This is a genomic window from Arcicella rosea (assembly GCF_040543805.1).
Taxonomy (GTDB): domain Bacteria; phylum Bacteroidota; class Bacteroidia; order Cytophagales; family Spirosomataceae; genus Arcicella; species Arcicella rosea.
In genome coordinates this window covers 157,921-175,476 of sequence record NZ_JBEUMS010000014.1, presented here as the reverse complement: position 1 = coordinate 175,476, position 17,556 = coordinate 157,921, and the positions used below count along the sequence as shown (strand labels likewise).

General features: G+C 35.5%; 12 protein-coding genes. 4 read left to right on the top strand and 8 right to left on the bottom strand.

The window, feature by feature from the left end; genetic code table 11:
- Positions 1-66: 66 nt before the first annotated feature.
- Positions 67-639, bottom strand: a complete 573-nt coding sequence (rnhB, locus tag ABID42_RS17760) for a ribonuclease HII (protein WP_323326622.1) — start codon at positions 637-639, stop codon at positions 67-69.
- A 290-nt stretch (positions 640-929) separates the two neighbouring features.
- Here rnhB and ABID42_RS17755 point away from each other — a divergent pair, with 290 nt between their 5' ends.
- Entirely contained in the window at positions 930-3,380 is a 2,451-nt protein-coding gene (locus ABID42_RS17755) for a carboxypeptidase regulatory-like domain-containing protein (protein WP_367284823.1), read from the top strand.
- A gap of 121 nt (positions 3,381-3,501) precedes the next feature.
- Here ABID42_RS17755 and pbpC read toward each other — a convergent pair whose 3' ends face one another.
- Positions 3,502-6,009 carry a penicillin-binding protein 1C gene (gene pbpC, locus ABID42_RS17750; RefSeq protein WP_367284822.1) on the bottom strand — a complete coding sequence of 836 codons (2,508 nt, stop codon included), beginning with the start codon at positions 6,007-6,009 and terminating at the stop codon, positions 3,502-3,504.
- Positions 6,010-6,219: 210 nt separating this feature from the next.
- Between pbpC and ABID42_RS17745 the strand changes: the two genes are divergently transcribed.
- The 3 genes from ABID42_RS17745 (at position 6,220) to ABID42_RS17735 (ending at position 8,818) form a co-directional block, all read left to right on the top strand.
- The gene (locus tag ABID42_RS17745) at positions 6,220-7,227 is read left to right on the top strand and encodes a hypothetical protein (RefSeq protein WP_367284821.1); all 1,008 of its coding nucleotides are present in this window, start codon (positions 6,220-6,222) and stop codon (positions 7,225-7,227) included.
- 260 nt (positions 7,228-7,487) lie between these two features.
- Positions 7,488-8,222, top strand: a complete 735-nt coding sequence (locus ABID42_RS17740; RefSeq protein WP_367284820.1) for a tetratricopeptide repeat protein — start codon at positions 7,488-7,490, stop codon at positions 8,220-8,222.
- A 131-nt stretch (positions 8,223-8,353) separates the two neighbouring features.
- Positions 8,354-8,818: a DUF4231 domain-containing protein gene (locus ABID42_RS17735; RefSeq protein WP_367284819.1), complete on the top strand. Its 465-nt coding sequence runs from the start codon at positions 8,354-8,356 to the stop codon at positions 8,816-8,818.
- 8 nt (positions 8,819-8,826) lie between these two features.
- Here the strand turns inward: ABID42_RS17735 and ABID42_RS17730 are convergent, their stop codons facing one another.
- The 6 genes from ABID42_RS17730 to ABID42_RS17705 form a co-directional block, all read right to left on the bottom strand.
- Positions 8,827-10,722 (bottom strand): nSTAND1 domain-containing NTPase, encoded by a 1,896-nt coding sequence (locus ABID42_RS17730; RefSeq protein WP_367284818.1) that lies wholly within the window; start codon positions 10,720-10,722, stop codon positions 8,827-8,829.
- A complete protein-coding gene (locus ABID42_RS17725; RefSeq protein WP_367284817.1) occupies positions 10,719-12,062 on the bottom strand; it encodes a toll/interleukin-1 receptor domain-containing protein in 1,344 nt (447 codons plus the stop codon). The genes ABID42_RS17730 and ABID42_RS17725 overlap by 4 nt, the downstream gene beginning before the upstream one ends.
- A 138-nt stretch (positions 12,063-12,200) precedes the next feature.
- Complete coding sequence (locus ABID42_RS17720; protein ID WP_367284816.1) at positions 12,201-12,815, bottom strand: 2OG-Fe(II) oxygenase; 615 nt, start codon at positions 12,813-12,815, stop codon at positions 12,201-12,203.
- A 99-nt stretch (positions 12,816-12,914) separates the two neighbouring features.
- Positions 12,915-13,826 (bottom strand): TraB/GumN family protein, encoded by a 912-nt coding sequence (locus ABID42_RS17715; protein WP_367284815.1) that lies wholly within the window; start codon positions 13,824-13,826, stop codon positions 12,915-12,917.
- 84 nt (positions 13,827-13,910) lie between these two features.
- Positions 13,911-16,067, bottom strand: a complete 2,157-nt coding sequence (locus ABID42_RS17710) for a 3-hydroxyacyl-CoA dehydrogenase NAD-binding domain-containing protein (protein ID WP_367284814.1) — start codon at positions 16,065-16,067, stop codon at positions 13,911-13,913.
- Between the two features lie 272 nt (positions 16,068-16,339).
- Positions 16,340-17,548: an acetyl-CoA C-acetyltransferase gene (locus ABID42_RS17705; protein ID WP_367284813.1), complete on the bottom strand. Its 1,209-nt coding sequence runs from the start codon at positions 17,546-17,548 to the stop codon at positions 16,340-16,342.
- Between the last annotated feature and the right edge of the window lie 8 nt (positions 17,549-17,556).

Here is a 17,556-nt window from a genome sequence, read left to right as displayed (position 1 = left end):
GTTTACAATTTAATTTTTGAAGTGTTAATAGAATGCTGGTAAAGTTAAAAACAAATTTCAGATGATTTACATCCTGAATGTTAAACGATGATGAATCGTTACGCCAAATTCTTTAATAGCTTTTCGGTGTTTGGGCGTTGGATAACCCGCATTATGTTCCCAACCATATTCTGGGAATGTCAACGCCAATTCTTCCATCAAATCATCACGATACGTTTTGGCTAAAATAGAAGCCGCCGCAATGGATAAAAATTTCGAATCGCCTTTTACAATACAAGTATGCGGAATTAATGGATAATTCGGGAAACGATTGCCATCAATCAATAAATGTTCTGGTCGAATACTTAGCTTATCCGTTGCCAAGTGCATGGCTTTCATACTGGCTTTTAGAATATTAATTTCATCGATTTCCTGATTGGAAACCTCTGCTATTTCCCAAGCGAGTGCATCTTGTAAAATATCTTTTCTAAGAATTTCTCTTTGATTTTTACTCAATTGCTTTGAATCATTCAACAAAGAATGCGTATAATATTTTGGTAAAATCACGGCTGAGGCAACTACTGGCCCTGCCAAACATCCACGCCCTGCTTCGTCCAAACCCGCTTCAATCAGGTTTTCGTTATAAAAACTTTTTAACATTTTTTTGATTTAATATACTGCCAAAACCTATAATTCTTGATTCTGAATGTTCATTCTAATCCAAAATCATCTAAAACCCTATTGTTTTCTTCCGAATAATAAGTACTTTTATCAATTAACAAATGTTAATCTCAAGTAATATATTTCTAATTTTCAACTGGTTTTTGGCATGATTTATGTGACATTTCGAACGTTGAAACAACCATTGAACATACTTATAAAACCCAAATTTGGAAGTTATTACGCTGAAATTTGGAATTATTTTTACAATGCCTTTCTTAAATAACAACATGCTCAGACTCAAAAGAAATGCTCTTTTATTCTTTTTGATTGTTATGCCAAATTGTTATTTGGCTGCCCAGTATGTTGATACTCCTCTTGATAATGCTGTTCGTTTGTACGAATTACAACAATATCCCAAAGCTATTCAGGCTTTTAATCAACTTTTAAAAAATGGTTATGCTACGCTTTCTGCCAAAAACAAACTTTCTGTTTTGCTAAAACTCGCTTATAGTTATAAACAAAACAAAGACGAAGTAAATGCTGAACGCATTTATAGACAAGCATTTAACACTTTCCCGAAACTTATTAGTGACGATGCCAAGGCTTATGTGAATTTTGCGCAGGTTTTAGCCAACAATGGAAAATTCCAAGAAGCCCAAGAATACTTGTCTTTATCTGAAAACATCCAAAGTACTAAAAATCAATCTGGAAATACTCCGCAAAATATGAGTAGCCCAACTTCGCAAAAATCGACTGCTACTCTTAACAATGCCAATAATTATAAAATTGAATATCTGGATATTAATACTTCTGGTCCAGAATTTAGCCCAATGTATTACAAAGATGGTATTGTTTTTTGTTCAGAGAAAGAATCTTCTACCAAATTAATAAATGATAAAGGTAACTTACTGGATTTATATTACCTTGACGATTTAAAGAAAGTACAACAAAGCGATGAGCCGAATGCTGACAAAAGAAAACGCAAAAGTACTGCCAAGAACGCAAAAGCATTGGGCGACGATTATTATTCCAGACAGACTTCCAACGATTCTAAAACCCTCAATTACTTTAGCGGAGAAGATGAAAAACTGAGTAATCAAACTGCCAATTCTGAAAGTTTTAGCAAAGCTCTCAATTCTAAATTCCATGAAGGACCCGCTACTTTCAACCATGATTTTTCTAAAATTATCTTTACTCGTAATAATTCAATAGGCAATAGAAAAGGGCTCAGTGAAGACAATATCAGCAAATTGAAACTGTATATTTCTGAAAACATTAATGGTAATTGGGAAGAAGCCATAGAATTGCCTTTTAATGATAACGAATATTCAACGGCGCATCCTGCTTGGTCTAAAGATGAAAAAATACTTTACTTTGCTTCTGACCGACCGGGCGGTTTTGGGGGAATGGATATTTGGGCGGTAAGCTATAATAATGGACAATGGACTGTTCCGAAAAATCTAGGTAAAAACATTAATTCAAAAGGCTCTGAAGTATTTCCATTTGTCGATGAAAAAGGAAATTTATACTTCTCGTCAAACGGACAAGGTGGCGAGGGTGATTTGGATATTTTCTTTGCTGAAATGAATGCAGGACAAAGTATTTCAAAGGCTTCAAACATAGGAAAACCGTTCAACTCTCCCTTTGATGATTTTGGTATTATTAGTGATGCTAATAGACAAATTGGTTATTTTAGCTCTAACCGAAAATTGGGTGAAGATGATGATATTTACCGTTTTTCAGTTGAAAAAACAATTAGTGATTGTCGAGAAATGACGATTATTGTATTTGATTCAAAGACTAAAAAAGCAATCAGCAATGCCGTCGTAGTGATTACTTCAGCCGATAGTCATTTAGAAAGCAAGAAAACAGATGCTGATGGCAATATTACTTTTTGTACGGCACAAGACACCGATTATTCCTTCAAAATAGAAAAAGAAGGTTTTGTAGTTAAAACAATTGGTTATTCAACCAAAGGAGAAATTGATACTGAATCATCGACATTAGAAATAGATTTAGCCCAACAAGCACCTCTTGAATTGCAAATTTCAACGACAAAAAATAGTACTTCAACTAAAAAAAGCCCCAATCCTGCTAATCTCAAAAATAAATCCATGCTTACGGGTTTTGTGAAAAGCGAAATTGATCAGAAACCAATGGAAGGTGTTTTAGTTTCTTTTATCAATGTTTGTGATAATAGCGTTCAGCAAATTACTACGGGTGCTGACGGTAGTTACACTTTTTACATGAATGAAGATTGCGATTATACCATTGAAGTTTCAAAAAGTGGTTATGGCAAAAATGTCAATAAAATTAAGAAAGTAAAAAAAGGCAATGCCAAAGTAATTTCACAGGATTTAAGTTTGTTTAAAGAAGGCGATTTAATCACGATGAATAAAATTTATTATGATTCAGGCAGTGCTACTTTACGGAAAGATGCCATGCGAGAATTAAATAAATTGACAATTACGCTTCAAAAAACACCAACAATGGTGATAGAACTGGGTTCACATACAGATAGCCGTGGCGATGCACAAGATAATTTGAATTTATCAACAAAGAGAGCCCAAGCCGCAGTTGACTATATCGTGAGTAAAGGGATCAGTCGCAATAGAATTTTAGCCAAAGGTTATGGCGAAAGCGAATTAGTGAATAGTTGTGCCGATGGCGTAAGTTGTACAGAAATTGAACACCAACAAAACCGTAGAACAACGGTGAAAATTATTAAGATTAAGTAGGAAGAATACTTTCAAGCCAATGTTAATTGCCACTTTTGTATAAATTATTTGTAGAGGCTCAGGTAAAATCTGAGCCTTTTTTCTTTTCTGAAGAACTCCAAAACTTACTTACTGAAAAAACTCACTCCCACTTTACCTCCACATAAATATCAGCATTACGTCCTTTATCGTCGCTACATGAAATTTTGATTTTGCCAGCTTCTGGTCTGAAAAATACTTCTGTATTCGGTGAAGCTTTTTGCAATAATTTATCATTGATGTACCAATAAACCGTTTTTACTTCATTGCCTACCTGACAATTCAGCATCAATTTTTGGTTTTCATTTTTAGCCAAAAAATACTCCGAACCATCTACAGGATATACAATTTGCGGAGCATTGGTATTGAATACTCTTTCACATTTCGGATTATGTGGAGGGACTTTTTCGTAAAGAATATGCTTGCTTTCGTACCAACTCAATAATTCTGGAGCATAATTTGGGTAAAGTTTCTGCACCGTTCCACTTTCGGGCAAACAATGCGAACAGTAACTTATTTTTTCATCCCTACTTACATAAATGTACTTGGCGTGTTGGCATTTCGTCATTTTAGACACACTCGGAATATAATAATCCACAATCTGGTGCGTACAAAAATCATTCGGTACATCGCCACTTTCGGCACATACTTTTCGGTAAGCGATATTTTCGGGAGCTTTAAACCATTTAGAAGAAGAATTATAATCGACAGTATTAAAAATATCAAAAAGTAAAGGCGTAGCGATATTTGCTCCTGAAAGTTCGGGTACTCCTTCACCAGAAAAATTCCCAACCCAAACGCCAATGGTATAATTTGCATTATAGCCGATACTCCAAGCATCTTTTTTACCAAAAGAAGTGCCCGTTTTCCAAGCAATTTTGGGCATTCTATAAGTATAATCGTAATTATTGGGTAAATCTGGACGAGTAATTTGTGCCAAAATTTGGGTAATCAAATAACTGGATTCTTTAGAAATGATTTCGTTTTTTATCCGTGATTTTGTATCAGCGTTTAAAGTATAAGTAGCTTTCTGGAAATTTCCTTCTTGAGAAAAAGCGGAAAAAAGATTCGTCAATTCTTCTAAAGTAACGCCACAACCGCCTAAAACTAAAGAAAGTCCAAGCTTGGAAGAATTCTTTTTGACCGTCTGGAAATCTGCTTTTTTTAATTTATCCACGAAAACAGGCGTAGAAATTTCTTTTAAAATTTTGACTGCTGGAATATTCAGCGAGTTTGCCAAAGCGTATTCTATCGTGATTTTTCCATGAAAAAGTTTATCAAAATTTTCAGGCTCAAAACCTCCAAAATTAGTCGGCACGTCGTTAATGGCAGTTTTGGGTGTAATAATTCCTTTGTCGAAAGCCGTTGCGTAAAGTAAAGGTTTCAGCGTACTTCCCGGCGAACGAATGGCACGAATGCCATCTACTTGTCCGCCATCAATCGGATTATTAAAATCTGCCGAACCGATATAAGCTTCCACTTGATGCGTTTTATTATTAATCACCATCACCGCAGCATTATGAATGTTCATAGCGTACAAGCGACTGACATAATTCTGCACAATGTTCTCAATCGTCAATTGTTTATGACGAACCAAAGCCGTTTTAATGATAGATTTCGTAGGATTTTCTTGTTTCAAACGCAAAGAAAGATGCGGTGCTAAATGTGGAGCTTCGTGGCGAATTACATTCAGCGGTTCGTTCATGGCATCTTCAATATCTTGTGCATTGAATACTTTTTCTTCTTTGAAATTCTGTAACCAACGATTCCTTTCTTGTAAAATATAAGGATTATTCACGCCCAAACGCAAGCTTGACGGTCGGTTTGGAATAATGGTCAAAGCCGTTACTTCTGCCAAACTCAATACATTTGGCGACTTCTGGAAGTACAAAATAGAAGCCGATTTTAAGCCTTCGATATTCGAGCCATAAGGCACAAGATTGATATAAAACTGTAAAATTTGGTCTTTAGAATAATGAAATTCTAATTGTATCGCCCGAAAAATTTCGATGAATTTATTGAAATAAGTTCTTTTCTGAGGATTAAGCAAGCGGACTACTTGCATCGTAATCGTACTTGCTCCCGAGGTTCTTCTACCTGTAAGTACATTCTTTACTCCTGCTCGCATCACGGCAAAGGGGTTTACCCCAAAATGCCAACGAAACCAACGATCTTCTTTAAAAACGATGGCTTTTTCGAGTGTTGGCGTAATTTCGTTTAGCTCGGTTTCCATTCGCCATTTGTCAGTTTTGTTCAAAAAAGCGTGCAGTAATTTTCCTTCGGAATCGGTAATGAGTGTAGAATAATTGGGGTTGATTCTGAACGGAAAAATCAAATCTAACAAAACAAAAAGGATAAAAAGGCAGGCTATTCCTTTAAAGTATTTGTTTTTGATAATTGTTTGAAAGGCATTGATGAGTTTTTGCTTGAACATTGTAGCGAAAAGAGATTTTTGTAAAGATATGAATTCGGTTTTTACTTCGGCAACAATTTTAGGCTTTTCAATTTCATCATCAATTTTTACAAAATGAATGTCTGCTTTTACCACATAACCAAATAAAAATAGCGAGGTTTGAGGCTTTGAATATCTTTGTTGGGACTTTAGAAGCAAGAGACAAGACGCAAGAGACAAGATTTTAGACTTGTTGGAGACTTTAGGACTGGAGGACTTTAAGATTTTTAGAAGCAAGATACAAGAAGCAAGAAAAAAGATTTTAGACTTTTCAGTTTAGAATTAAATTATAAATATAAGAAATAAAAAAAGCTCAAAGCTCACGGCTCAAAGCTCATAGCTCGTAACTCAACTAAACCCTCAAAAACAATGCAAAGATTAACCGTAGCGGGACGATTATTGATTACCGCAATTATCGTAGGAGCAATTTATTATGGCTTTACAAAATTTGGAGGACAAGAAGCACTCCAAAAATTAGCTCCAGCAACAACAGCTTCTGCCACAAACACTGCTGATTCGAATGAATCTTCTTCTTCAGAAGAAAATTCTTCGGCTACTGTTGAAGGCGAGAAAAAGAGTTTTGATTATACTCCTCCCGGCCCAATTGCAGGGAAATTGAAAGGAGTAGTGGAATTAGGTGCAAGTGGTTTCAATTCATTTATTATCAGAATTGATGCTGACAAACGTTGGAAGCTTGAAAAAGCAGAGTTTGGAAATAGCTTGGTAATTGAAAATATGGCAAGTGATGACGACATCAGAGCGGGCTTGAAAAAATACATTGGTGGAATGTTGGATTATGGTGTAAGTGGAAAAGATATTCACTTCGTAGTGAGTTCTGGAGCTGTAAAAGCAGAAGGTACTCAGAAAATCATTAAAGTATTGAAATCTTTGAAATACTTTGTGAATACCGTAACGCCAGAACAAGAAGGGATTTTAGGCTTGAAATGTGTACAACCTGCCGAATATGCTGATAATTCATTTGTAGCGGATATTGGTTCGGGAAATACCAAAATCTCTTGGAAAGAAAACGGTAAATTAACTTCAGTAGAATCATATGGTGCGAAGTATTTTCAAAATGGTGTAAGTGACGAAACTGTAAGCAAAGAAGTTGGAGAAAAGTCTAAAAAAATTCCAGAAGCAAATCGTAAAACTTGTTTTATCATCGGTGGTGTACCTTTTGAATTAGCGAAGAAAGTAAGAAAAGACAAAGAGCGTTATACCGTTTTGGATGCGCCTTCGGCTTATCAATTAGACAACGCTAAATCTAAAGCAGGCTTGAACATTTATAAAGCCATTGCCGAATCAACAGGATGTGAACAATTCGTATTCGATTGGGACGCAAACTTTACAATTGGCTTTTTACTTGATTTACCATAAAAATAATTTTTTAGTTGCTAAAAAGGATTGGTTCTTTAGAATCAATCCTTTTTTTGTGCTAGATATTGTTATTTTTACATTGAATAGCATAAAAAAGTATTAATTCGCTTGATAGTATTTATAAATTCATGATATTTATGATTCTTGATTAGCATAATTTATCATGAAATACTTATTAGGCTTGGTTTTTGAAAGAAGCTTTATACTAAACAATAATAATTATTAGACATCGTTATAACATTCGTATTGTTACCACCATTATGAAGCAGTTAATATATATATTTATTTTATCGTCTAGCTTTCAGTCATTATTAGCTCAGGTTCAACCAATTCCTTTAGCTAGTACTAAAGAAGCTCCCAAAAAAGAACTTGCAGTTGATAGTCAAGATGTGAAGTATATCCCACTTTTTGGTAGCAAAAAGGTTGTGGATGAACAGATTTTGAAGTCCAAAGAATTCTTTGCTCAATGTGAACAAAACTTCAAAGACCGTGCTGAAGCAAGTAAGTTTTTTGCTGAAAGAGGCTGGGAATATTTGAGTGAAGGTTTATTGGATACCGCTACGTACCGATTCAATCTTAGTTTTTTACTCGACCCAAATAATGTTGAAGCTTATTGGGGACTAGGTTCGATAAGTTATCAAAGAAAAAATTATGAAGAGTCTGCTAAATTATTGAGAAAAGGATTGGCTTTAGCACCCGAAAATCCAACCTTGATGATTGACGTAGCAACGGTGCAATTGGCTTGTTTTAAAGAACAAAAAAAATGTGATGATATTGACGACGCTTTAATGTTGTTAGAGAAATCATTAAAAATTGATTCAACCAATGCAAATGGTTGGTTAAAATATGCCATCGCCGAATTTCAATTAGAACATTACGACAAAGCTTGGGAATATTTTCATAAATGTAGAATATTAGATATTACTTTTCTGGATATGAATTTCCTACAAGAGTTAATCGCTAAAAAAGAAGACCCGTTAGGAGTATTTAAATAAACAAAGACATTTCAAACGCCTGTTTCTAGCATTAGAGACAGGCGTTTTTGTTTTATAATTTCTGTTGAAATTTGTTCTTTCATCAGGATATTTTTAAATTATGGTTAATATCTCCAAATTCCTAAATAACCATGACAGAACAAGAATACATCGAACAAAGATTAGATGAGCAAATGAGTTTCTTTGCTCAGAAAAGTAGAAATAGCAAAACTAACTACATTAGAACCAAGGTGTTAATTATCATTCTTTCTGCTTCGCTACCTCTGGCTACAAAGTATAGCGAAGTGCCTTCATTTCCTGCAATAATAAGTTTTATAGGCGTATTAATCGCTATTTTAAGTGGATTAGATGCCCTTTTTAATTACCATGAAAGTTGGGTGAATTACAGAAAAGTACGTGAGGTACTTAAAAGAGAAAAAATCTTGTATTTAACAAAATCAGGTCCTTATCTAGAAAATGCTACTTTTCAGCAATTTGTAGCTAATATAGAAGCCATTATGTCCACAGAAAATGCGGAATGGTTTAATTTGAATAATCATCAACAGCAAAATGCCCATCAAGTTAATCCTGATGCTAAAGAAGAAGTAAATAAGTAAAACAATATTTATGGTAAGACTTTTTTCTCAATCAATTTTTTATTTGAATCAAATTCTTTTGGCGAATATTTTGGATTGATAGCCTCTACACTTTTTGTATCATATCCATCATACTTTTTTGATGTATTCACTTTTTGAAGTTCCTTCTTTACTTGTGTTCTTAGGGTTGTATTTTTTATTTTAGCTAAAATTGCAATGGCAGAATCATAGCTAGATTTTTGGGAAGTGGGCTTTTTATTTTCACTATCTACTTCTGTTTTTTTAATGCTTTTATCAATCACATCATGAGCAATGGTAGTCAGAGCAGTATCGAGCTGACTTTGTACTTTTGTTTTGGCTTGTTCTGTTATTAAATAGGCAGATTGTAGCTTTAAACTTAAATCGTCAGCTTCTCTTTTTAGATAATAAGCATAAAATGCCACGATAAAAGCAATGATAAAACCAACAAAGGCAATCACAGAGCGTACTTCTGCTCGTCGTTTCAGTACTAAAAACTGTGCTGCTTGTTCGTTAGCTTTATCTTTTTCATCTTGAGCTTTCTGGGCTAATTCTTTTGCATTTTCAGCTTCTTCCCATACTCGTATTTGTTCGTCTCTTTCTTCACGGAGTTTTGCGGCTTTACTAATTGGGTCAACCAAAGTATCGTGTCCTAATTCATACATTAATCGTCTTTGCGAATCTTGTTCCACTTTCAATAAAGATGCTTCTCGTAAAATATCTAATATTTGTTGGGCAATTTGTCTGTTAGGAATATGTAATTGTTCCACTAAAACCACAAACATCAAATAGTGATGCTCAAAAGGGATTCTTTGTCCATTTTGAACCAATACTTCTTCAACCAAGCGATAAGCTGCTTCTCGGAAGGGCGCATCAATTTTGGTTTCGATGGTATCTTTATAATAATTATCAAAAACGGTTTCGATGTCGCCTTTTATTTGTCCATCTTGGTCAATATCAATTTGCTCGAAAGTCAATACAAATTTTTCATCGCCTTGTATCCATGCAGGAACAAATTTATCTTCTACTTGCCAGCAGATAATTTGTAGCGTAGAAGTTTCAATACGCCCATTTCTATCTTGTAATTCACTAACCAATTGCTCTGCTAGTTCTTGTTTAATTTCAAAAGTTGGCGTTTTAAATGTTCCTACGGGTTCATCTGGTAAGGTTGCAGGTTTTAAAACGGCAGCCAAAGCACCTTCTTTATCCAAACCTTTTAATTCGTAACAGTCTTTAAGAATAGCTGGATGAAAATCTTTAAGTTCTTCTAATTGAGCCAATCTATCCGAACGAATGGCAAAAACGACTTTTATTTCAGGTTTCTGATAGAAATTAAGCCTGAATTCTTCCGATATTCCTTCTTGGTCTAATAAATCTTCTTGATTCCTAAAAAAGGCAGGTACGGTTGTGTACAAAACATCTGCCAATTGTTGTTTAAACTCAAAAATGAGTTCTTGCGGATAAGTGAATAGCTCTTCAAACTGGTCGAAAAAGAAAATTATTTCGTTTGCTTCGTGACTAATCTGATAGTTTTTGAGTGTATGCCAAAAGGAATCATCTGTTTCAAAGTATTTTTCTAAAATCAAGGATGATTTTTCCGTTGATTTTTCCTTGATGATAGCATTTATTCTTTCGATGGGCGTTGACCTATCCGAACCTGAAACATAAGGACCGAACTTTACTTCAAAGAAATGTACTTGCTTGTTTTTTTCTGCCAATAAAGGAATGATGCCCGCATTGATTAATGAGCTTTTTCCATAGCCGCTTTTACCAAAGAGTACCACACTTTGGTGTAAAAAAATGTACTTATAGAATTCGGCAATGTCGGTATCTCTTCCAAAGAAAATATCTTTTTCGTCTGTTCTAAATGGTTTAGGCCCAGGATAACGATTTTTACTGACTGTCATGCTCTTTCAGATTTAATCAATGTAACTAAACGTTTTACTTCTTCATAAATACTTTGATAAGCCTCGTCTTGGTCTTTAAAACTTATGATTGAATTATTATCTCTGGGAATTACTTGTCGAGATGCCAGAAAAGGGAAGTCTTTCCAAGCACAAGATTTAAGCAAAACAGGTAAAACGTGTTTTTGTTGATTGATGGCATTCGCTACTTCTTGCTCGATACAGTATTTAGAATTCAGGAAATTTCTACTCACCAAACAAATCATTAATTCAGCGTCTTGCAATTCTGTGGTAATGGCTTTACCCCACTCTTGTCCAGCTACAATTTGTCGGTCTTCCCAAATTTCTATTTCTTTCGATTGGTTAATCAAAGGCGATAAAGTAATGAGTAATTCTTTCTTGAATTCTTCATCTACATGAGCATAAGAAAGGAAAATTCTGACAGGAGTATTTTTATTAGGTTTATTGACTGAAACAGGGACATTAATCGGTTGAACAATTGTTTTGGGAGAAGTATCTTCTTTGGGTTTTAATGCACCATGACAATTGCAGGTTAGTTTATCTAAAAAAGCCGAAGGTGTATAATCCATCATTTCTAAAGATAAACGGTTCATGATAAAGGTGCGAGATGCTTCGGGAATGTGGGCATCTATCGCCAATACATTTTTATCAGAAGCCAATAGTTTCAACAATAAGTGCATATACCATTTATTGAAATTCACTCCTAGAAAAATAAACCGTTCTGCACTTTTTAAGGCAATTTGTAATTCCTGAGGCAAGCGATTGTCGCCTAGAATACTGAAAATATATTCAAATAAATCATCATAAGTAAAAACCAAGGATTCTGATTGGCTCAATGAGCCTAAGATATTATAAACCGTTGGCGAATCGGGACTGAGCGGAGGAAGTGCTTCTTTTTCGGATGTTTTATTTTTATGATAATATCGAACGGGTGTCTGTAAAATGCGTGAAAAAGTAGCTTCTTCGGGAATCAGAGAAAGGATTAACTGTGAAGGCAACTTTTTTAATAACTCTGCAATCGCATCAAGCTTCGTTTGATTCTGTTCAATTACTCTTTGCATCGCCTTCGCAATGTGACGAATACCGTCATTTTTTTCGGCTTTTGCTCGAACAGGGTTGCTGATTTTTATTTGGAATAATTGCTCTTCAACAAAAGATTGACTGATATATTTATTATCAATTAATTCATTAGAAACTGCTTCAAAGAAACTTGGATAGCCATCATACTCGATAATGTCTGGCCCAACGATGACAATACATTTTTGGTTTTGAATGTCTTCAATAATTAAGTCCCAATCTTCAAAAACGAGCGAATCATCCATAAAATTTACGAGTTAAGCATCTGATAATAAATTTGATAGAAATATACCAAAACTCGTAACGACATCAAAAGAAATCATTCTATTCTTATTAAGCGGTATGTTATGGAGGAGATTGGGAGCTTTTGGTTGGGTTTATCCTCAACAATTCAACAACCAACCCGTAATACTCAATCTTTCTCTAAAAGTTTCGCTTACTTCGTGGTCTAGTTTATCGCTTTCAAAACAGACTAATCTTCCTGCTAATGGGGCGATGCTGATTGTTTTTTCAATATTGTTTTCTTGGGTATAAATCAATAAGTTGCCCCCATTTTCGGTTTGCCAATTGTTGTTTAAATAATAAATTACAGAAAGGATTCTGCCTTTTTGGGCTTGGAAAGTATCTCGGTGTCGGCGGTAAAATTTACCAATATCATATTTGGCAAAGTGTATTTCTGCATCAATAATGCCCAAATAACAGGTTTGATTGAGATAATTGATAAATGCTTGATTTTTATCCAAAAGTATTCTTTCGGCAATATTTGTCGTATTTGTTTCCAACCAAAGAATTTTATCCCCTCTGATTTCTTTGGCTTGATGTACTTCACTTTGTTTACCGATGCCCGCTTCTTTGAAATTGCCATCATCAAACCTTTCGGTAAATCTTGCGTTAAGCATGTTTACTTCTTCACTACTTAAAAAATCATCACAAACGCCGTAGCCATTGGCGACAATTCCTTCAATTAAGCCTTCAAACTTTTCTTCTTGACTTTGCATTACCACAAAAAAACCCTTGTAAATCTTGCGGACTTACAAGGGTTTTTTGGGATTTTCGTAAAGGTAATGAAAGTTGAAAGAATAAGTTCTGGGGTGAAACTATAATTTCTTATCCCAAGTCATTTTTAAGGGGCGTACTATATAACCTTCATCTTTTAAAAGATTAATTAATCCAAAGTCTCCACCAAGATGTGCCGCACCAACTACAAAAAAGGTAGGATTATTTTCCATCATTTTGGGCATCTTCTTTACCCATAGTTCATTTCTAGCATCAATGATATTATTTTCAAAATCTCTTATTTCAGGGTCTGTACTAGAACTCTCTCTAATTTCATCAATGTCCATTCTATAATAAGATGAAATCATCTGGGCATATTCTAATGCAGAAGACGTTTTTTCAATAGATTCTTGGCGAATTACATGGAGTATAATATCTGCTTGACGTTGATAACTTATTTTTTTAAGGATGTGGTCTCTCTCCTCGGCTGTCTCAAGTCCGTCAACTTTATTAACATTAACGGGTAAAGTATATTTTTCTTTGTATAATCTAAGAATCTCATAATCGTAGGAAATTCTTTTTTTACAGATTTCCTTTTGCCCTTTATAAGCAGCATTCATCATTAAAAACAAAGGAGAGATATTGTCTTTTTTTTCAACATTAATCTTAAACTTTTCTTTAAAGTAAGTACTCACCAATTCATAATCTTCTTCAGAATAAAAATCCTTTAGCGAATATCCATCAGGCATTTTCTCAATTCTTTTTTGCCTGAAAAGTTCAAAAATATTGTTGATATCAATCTCGAAACAAACTCTTTTGGTAATCTTCATTGCCCTTTCGATTTTAATATCCCATTTAAAATTATGTATGCACATTTCATGAACACTACCAAAAATGTAGGAAGGTTTTTCTAAACCATTACCTTCTACTATCCATAAGACAGATTGTGCAGAGGAGTTGGTCGTGTAAAAAAGTAGCAAAATAAAAGCTAGGTGTTTGTAAATTAATTTCATCTTTTTGTTATTGGGTTTATGGCAATAAAAAGGTAAGCCAGTGATGACTTACCTTCAAAAATACTGAATAAAATCAAAAAATCATTATTCATAAAAGCCTTTCCCAGCTTCTGCCATTGCTCTGAGTTTTTCGGTTGGTCTGAATCTTTCGCCATAAGTATCAGCCAGACGGTCGGCTTCGGCAACAAAAGTTTTGATGCCCACAGTATCCACAAAGGAAAGCGTTCCACCTAAATAGGCAGGAAAACCCCAAGCGAAAATAGAACCCAAATCGGCATCCAAATACTTACGAATTACACCTTCTTCAACACATTTTACGGTTTCTAAAGCTTGTCGGTACAATAATCTTTTCTTGATTTCCTCTACGGCTAACTGTTCTTCTTTCAAAGGAAAAATTTCAGCTAAGCCTTCCCATAAATACTTTTTGCCATTTTCTGGATAAGTATAAAAGCCTGCTTTGGCTTTTTTGCCCAAACGTCCCATTTCAGTAAACTGTTTACTGACTTGATAAGCCGTATCTGTTTCAGATAGAATACCATTTTCTACAGCTTCCTTGGCAATTTTATAGGCTAAATCCAGCGCTACTTCATCTGTTACTGCCAAAGGGCCAACGGGCATTCCCATTTGTTTAGCGATATTTTCGATAACCACAGGATTTACACCATCTTTTAATAATTCAATGCCTTCGGAAGTATAAGTAAAGAATACTCTGGAAGTATAAAAACCTTGAGAATCATTCACGACAATCGGTGTTTTACGAATCTTCTTGACAAAATCCATCGCCACGGCAAGTGCGTAGTCGGAAGTTTCTTTGCCCATGATAATTTCCACTAATTGCATTCTATCAACTGGTGAAAAGAAATGAATACCAATAAATTTATCGGGCTGACTTGTCGCTTTGGCTAAATTTGAAATAGGTAAAGTAGAAGTGTTTGAAGCAAAAACACCTGAATCTTTTTTCAAGAAAAGCTCCGCTGCTTTAGATACTTCTGCTTTTAATTGAGGATTTTCAAAAACTGCTTCGATGATTAAATCTGTTCCTTCAAGCTCGGCATAATTATCAGTAGTTTTGATAAGACTTAAAATACCATTTGCTTTTTCAGGACTCATTTTACCTTTACTGATAGCTTTTTCGAGTAAAGTCCGAGCATATTGTTTCCCTTTTTCGGCAGCTTCGAGCGATATATCTTTTAATACAACCTCAATTCCTGCCATTGCCGAAACGTAAGCAATACCCGAACCCATCATACCTGCACCCAAAATCCCCAGTTTTTTTACTTCGGTTTTTTCAATGTTTTTAGGTCTGTTTGCACCTTTATTTACTTCATTCAGCCCAAAAAATAGGGTACGAATCAGGTTTTTAGCCACAGAAGAATTGGCAACTTTTACAAAATGACGAGCTTCGATGATAAGTCCACGGTCGATATTTACTAATAGTCCCTCATACACGCAAGACAAAATAGCGATGGGTGAGGGATAATTACCATTGGTTTTAGTCATCGTAAGAGCCGTACCGCCCATCATTAACTGTACTCCTTTAGGGCTTAAAATATTCCCGTTGGGTACTTTATAATTTTCTTTTGCTTGAATTTTTCCAGTTTTTCGGTTGATTTCGTCCCAAGGTTGTAAAGCAACAGGATTGGCGTTTATCCACGCAAAAGCTTTTTCCATCATCGCTTCGTGCGAATCCACTAATTCGTCAATCATGCCAAGGGAAAGAGCTTCTTTGGGAGATACTTTTTTGCCTTCTAATAAAAGTGGAGCTGCCATTTCTAAGCCTATCATTCGGGGCAAACGTTGCGTACCGCCACCGCCGGGCAGTAAACCAATAGTTACTTCTGGCAAACCAATTAAGGCTTTAGGATTATTAATGGCTACTCGATGATGACAAGCCAAGCATACTTCATAGCCACCACCCAAAGCTGTGCCGTTGATGGCGGCTACAATGGGTTTTCCATTGGTTTCCATTTTACGGAAAATGGTATTCAATGACCTTGAAAGCTGATAGAGTTCTTCGGGAGCGTTACCATTATTATTAAGAATCATGCGTAAATCTGCACCAGCGATAAACTCTGGTCGTTCAGAAGTAATGATGATTCCTTTAGCTTCTGGGTCTGCGTATGCTTGCTCTAATGCCTTAGCAAGAGCAGGAATTGATTCGTCATTCAAGACATTCATTGCTTGATTCGCAACATTGATACTTAAAATGGCGACGTTATGTAAGAGATTGTATGAGAGCATTTTTTTAGGGGACTTTAAGACTTTATGACTAAAGGACTTCAGGATGATGGATTTGCGGACTAAAGGAATTTAGGAGGTCGGACTTTAAGACTAAATGATATTAGGATATTGGACTTTAAGATTTGATGATTGAAAAAATTAGGACTTATGATATTGTTGGACTCTGTGACTTTATTGAGGAGTTAGAAATAAAACTGATTTGAATTAATATTTTAATCCTTACATCCAAAGTCTTCCAGTCTTTTAGTCCTAAAATCCAACATCCTCAAGTCTCAAGAAACTCTTTCAATAACCGTAGCAATTCCCATTCCGCCGCCGATACATAAACTTGCTAAACCAGTGCTTTTGTCTGTTCTTTCTAATTCATCCAAAAGCGTCATTAAAATAATTGCACCCGTCGCACCAAGTGGATGACCGAGGGCAATTGCTCCGCCATTGACATTTACTTTAGAAGCATCAACCTTTAGAACGTCCATAAACAATAAAGGAATAGCAGCAAACGCCTCATTGATTTCAAATAAATCAATGTCATTAATATTCATGCCATTGCGTTTGAGTACTTTTTGTGTGGCAGGAATTGGCCCTGTCAGCATAATTGTTGGCTCAGAACCCGAAACACCAAAGGCTGTAATTTTAGCTCTTGGTTTCAAGCCCAGTTTTTCACCAATCGCTTTATTTCCAATTAAAATACCAGCCGCACCATCTACGATTTGAGAAGAATTTCCTGCATGATGCAAATGTTTGATTTCATTCAGTTCTGGATATTTCATCAAAGCCAAATAGTCTAAGCCCATTTGTCCAATGCTTTCAAAAGCAGGTTTTAATTTCGCCAAAGAATCAAGCGAAGTATCGGGTCGCATACCTTCGTCGAAAGTCAATACTTCTTGTCCAATATCATCTTTTACGGCAAACATAGATTTATCAAAGCGTTGATTTTGCTGTGCTATTGCTGCCTTTCTTTGTGATTCAACGGCATAAGTATCCAACATTTCACGAGAGTATCCATATTTGGTAGCAATTAAATCGGCTGAAATGCCTTGAGGTACAAATTTATGCTCGGCAATTAATGCTGGATTCATCACCATTGCCCCACCATCTGAACCCATAGCAACCCTCGACATAGACTCGATTCCCCCTGCAATAATCAACTCCTGCTGTCCCGACATGATATAAGCAGATGCCATATTTACGGCTTCGAGCCCCGAAGAACAAAAGCGATTAATTTGTACACCTGCTACTCTTTGGTCGTAACCAGCTGCCAAAACTGCCGTGCGAGCAATGTCTGCCCCTTGTTCCCCAATGGGCGTAACACAACCAAGAATTACATCATCAAGCAGCGAAGTATCTAATTGATTTCGTTCTCGGAGTTGTTGTAATACTTGTTGTGCCAGTTGAACAGGTTGAATATCATGCAATGAACCGTCTGATTTTCCTCGTCCACGAGGAGTACGAACGGCATCATATATATAAGCTATATTCATTTTTGAAG

Bases quoted from the DNA above. Each gene is read 5' to 3' on its own strand.
- rnhB (WP_323326622.1), bottom strand. From the start codon at position 639: ATGTTAAAAAGTTTTTATAACGAAAACCTGATTGAAGCGGGTTTGGAC.
- ABID42_RS17755 (WP_367284823.1), top strand. From the start codon at position 930: ATGCTCAGACTCAAAAGAAATGCTCTTTTATTCTTTTTGATTGTTATG.
- ABID42_RS17745 (WP_367284821.1), top strand. From the start codon at position 6,220: ATGCAAAGATTAACCGTAGCGGGACGATTATTGATTACCGCAATTATC.
- ABID42_RS17740 (WP_367284820.1), top strand. From the start codon at position 7,488: ATGAAGCAGTTAATATATATATTTATTTTATCGTCTAGCTTTCAGTCA.
- ABID42_RS17735 (WP_367284819.1), top strand. From the start codon at position 8,354: ATGACAGAACAAGAATACATCGAACAAAGATTAGATGAGCAAATGAGT.
- ABID42_RS17730 (WP_367284818.1), bottom strand. From the start codon at position 10,722: ATGACAGTCAGTAAAAATCGTTATCCTGGGCCTAAACCATTTAGAACA.
- ABID42_RS17725 (WP_367284817.1), bottom strand. From the start codon at position 12,062: ATGGATGATTCGCTCGTTTTTGAAGATTGGGACTTAATTATTGAAGAC.
- ABID42_RS17720 (WP_367284816.1), bottom strand. From the start codon at position 12,815: ATGCAAAGTCAAGAAGAAAAGTTTGAAGGCTTAATTGAAGGAATTGTC.
- ABID42_RS17715 (WP_367284815.1), bottom strand. From the start codon at position 13,826: ATGAAATTAATTTACAAACACCTAGCTTTTATTTTGCTACTTTTTTAC.
- ABID42_RS17710 (WP_367284814.1), bottom strand. From the start codon at position 16,067: ATGCTCTCATACAATCTCTTACATAACGTCGCCATTTTAAGTATCAAT.
- ABID42_RS17705 (WP_367284813.1), bottom strand. From the start codon at position 17,548: ATGAATATAGCTTATATATATGATGCCGTTCGTACTCCTCGTGGACGA.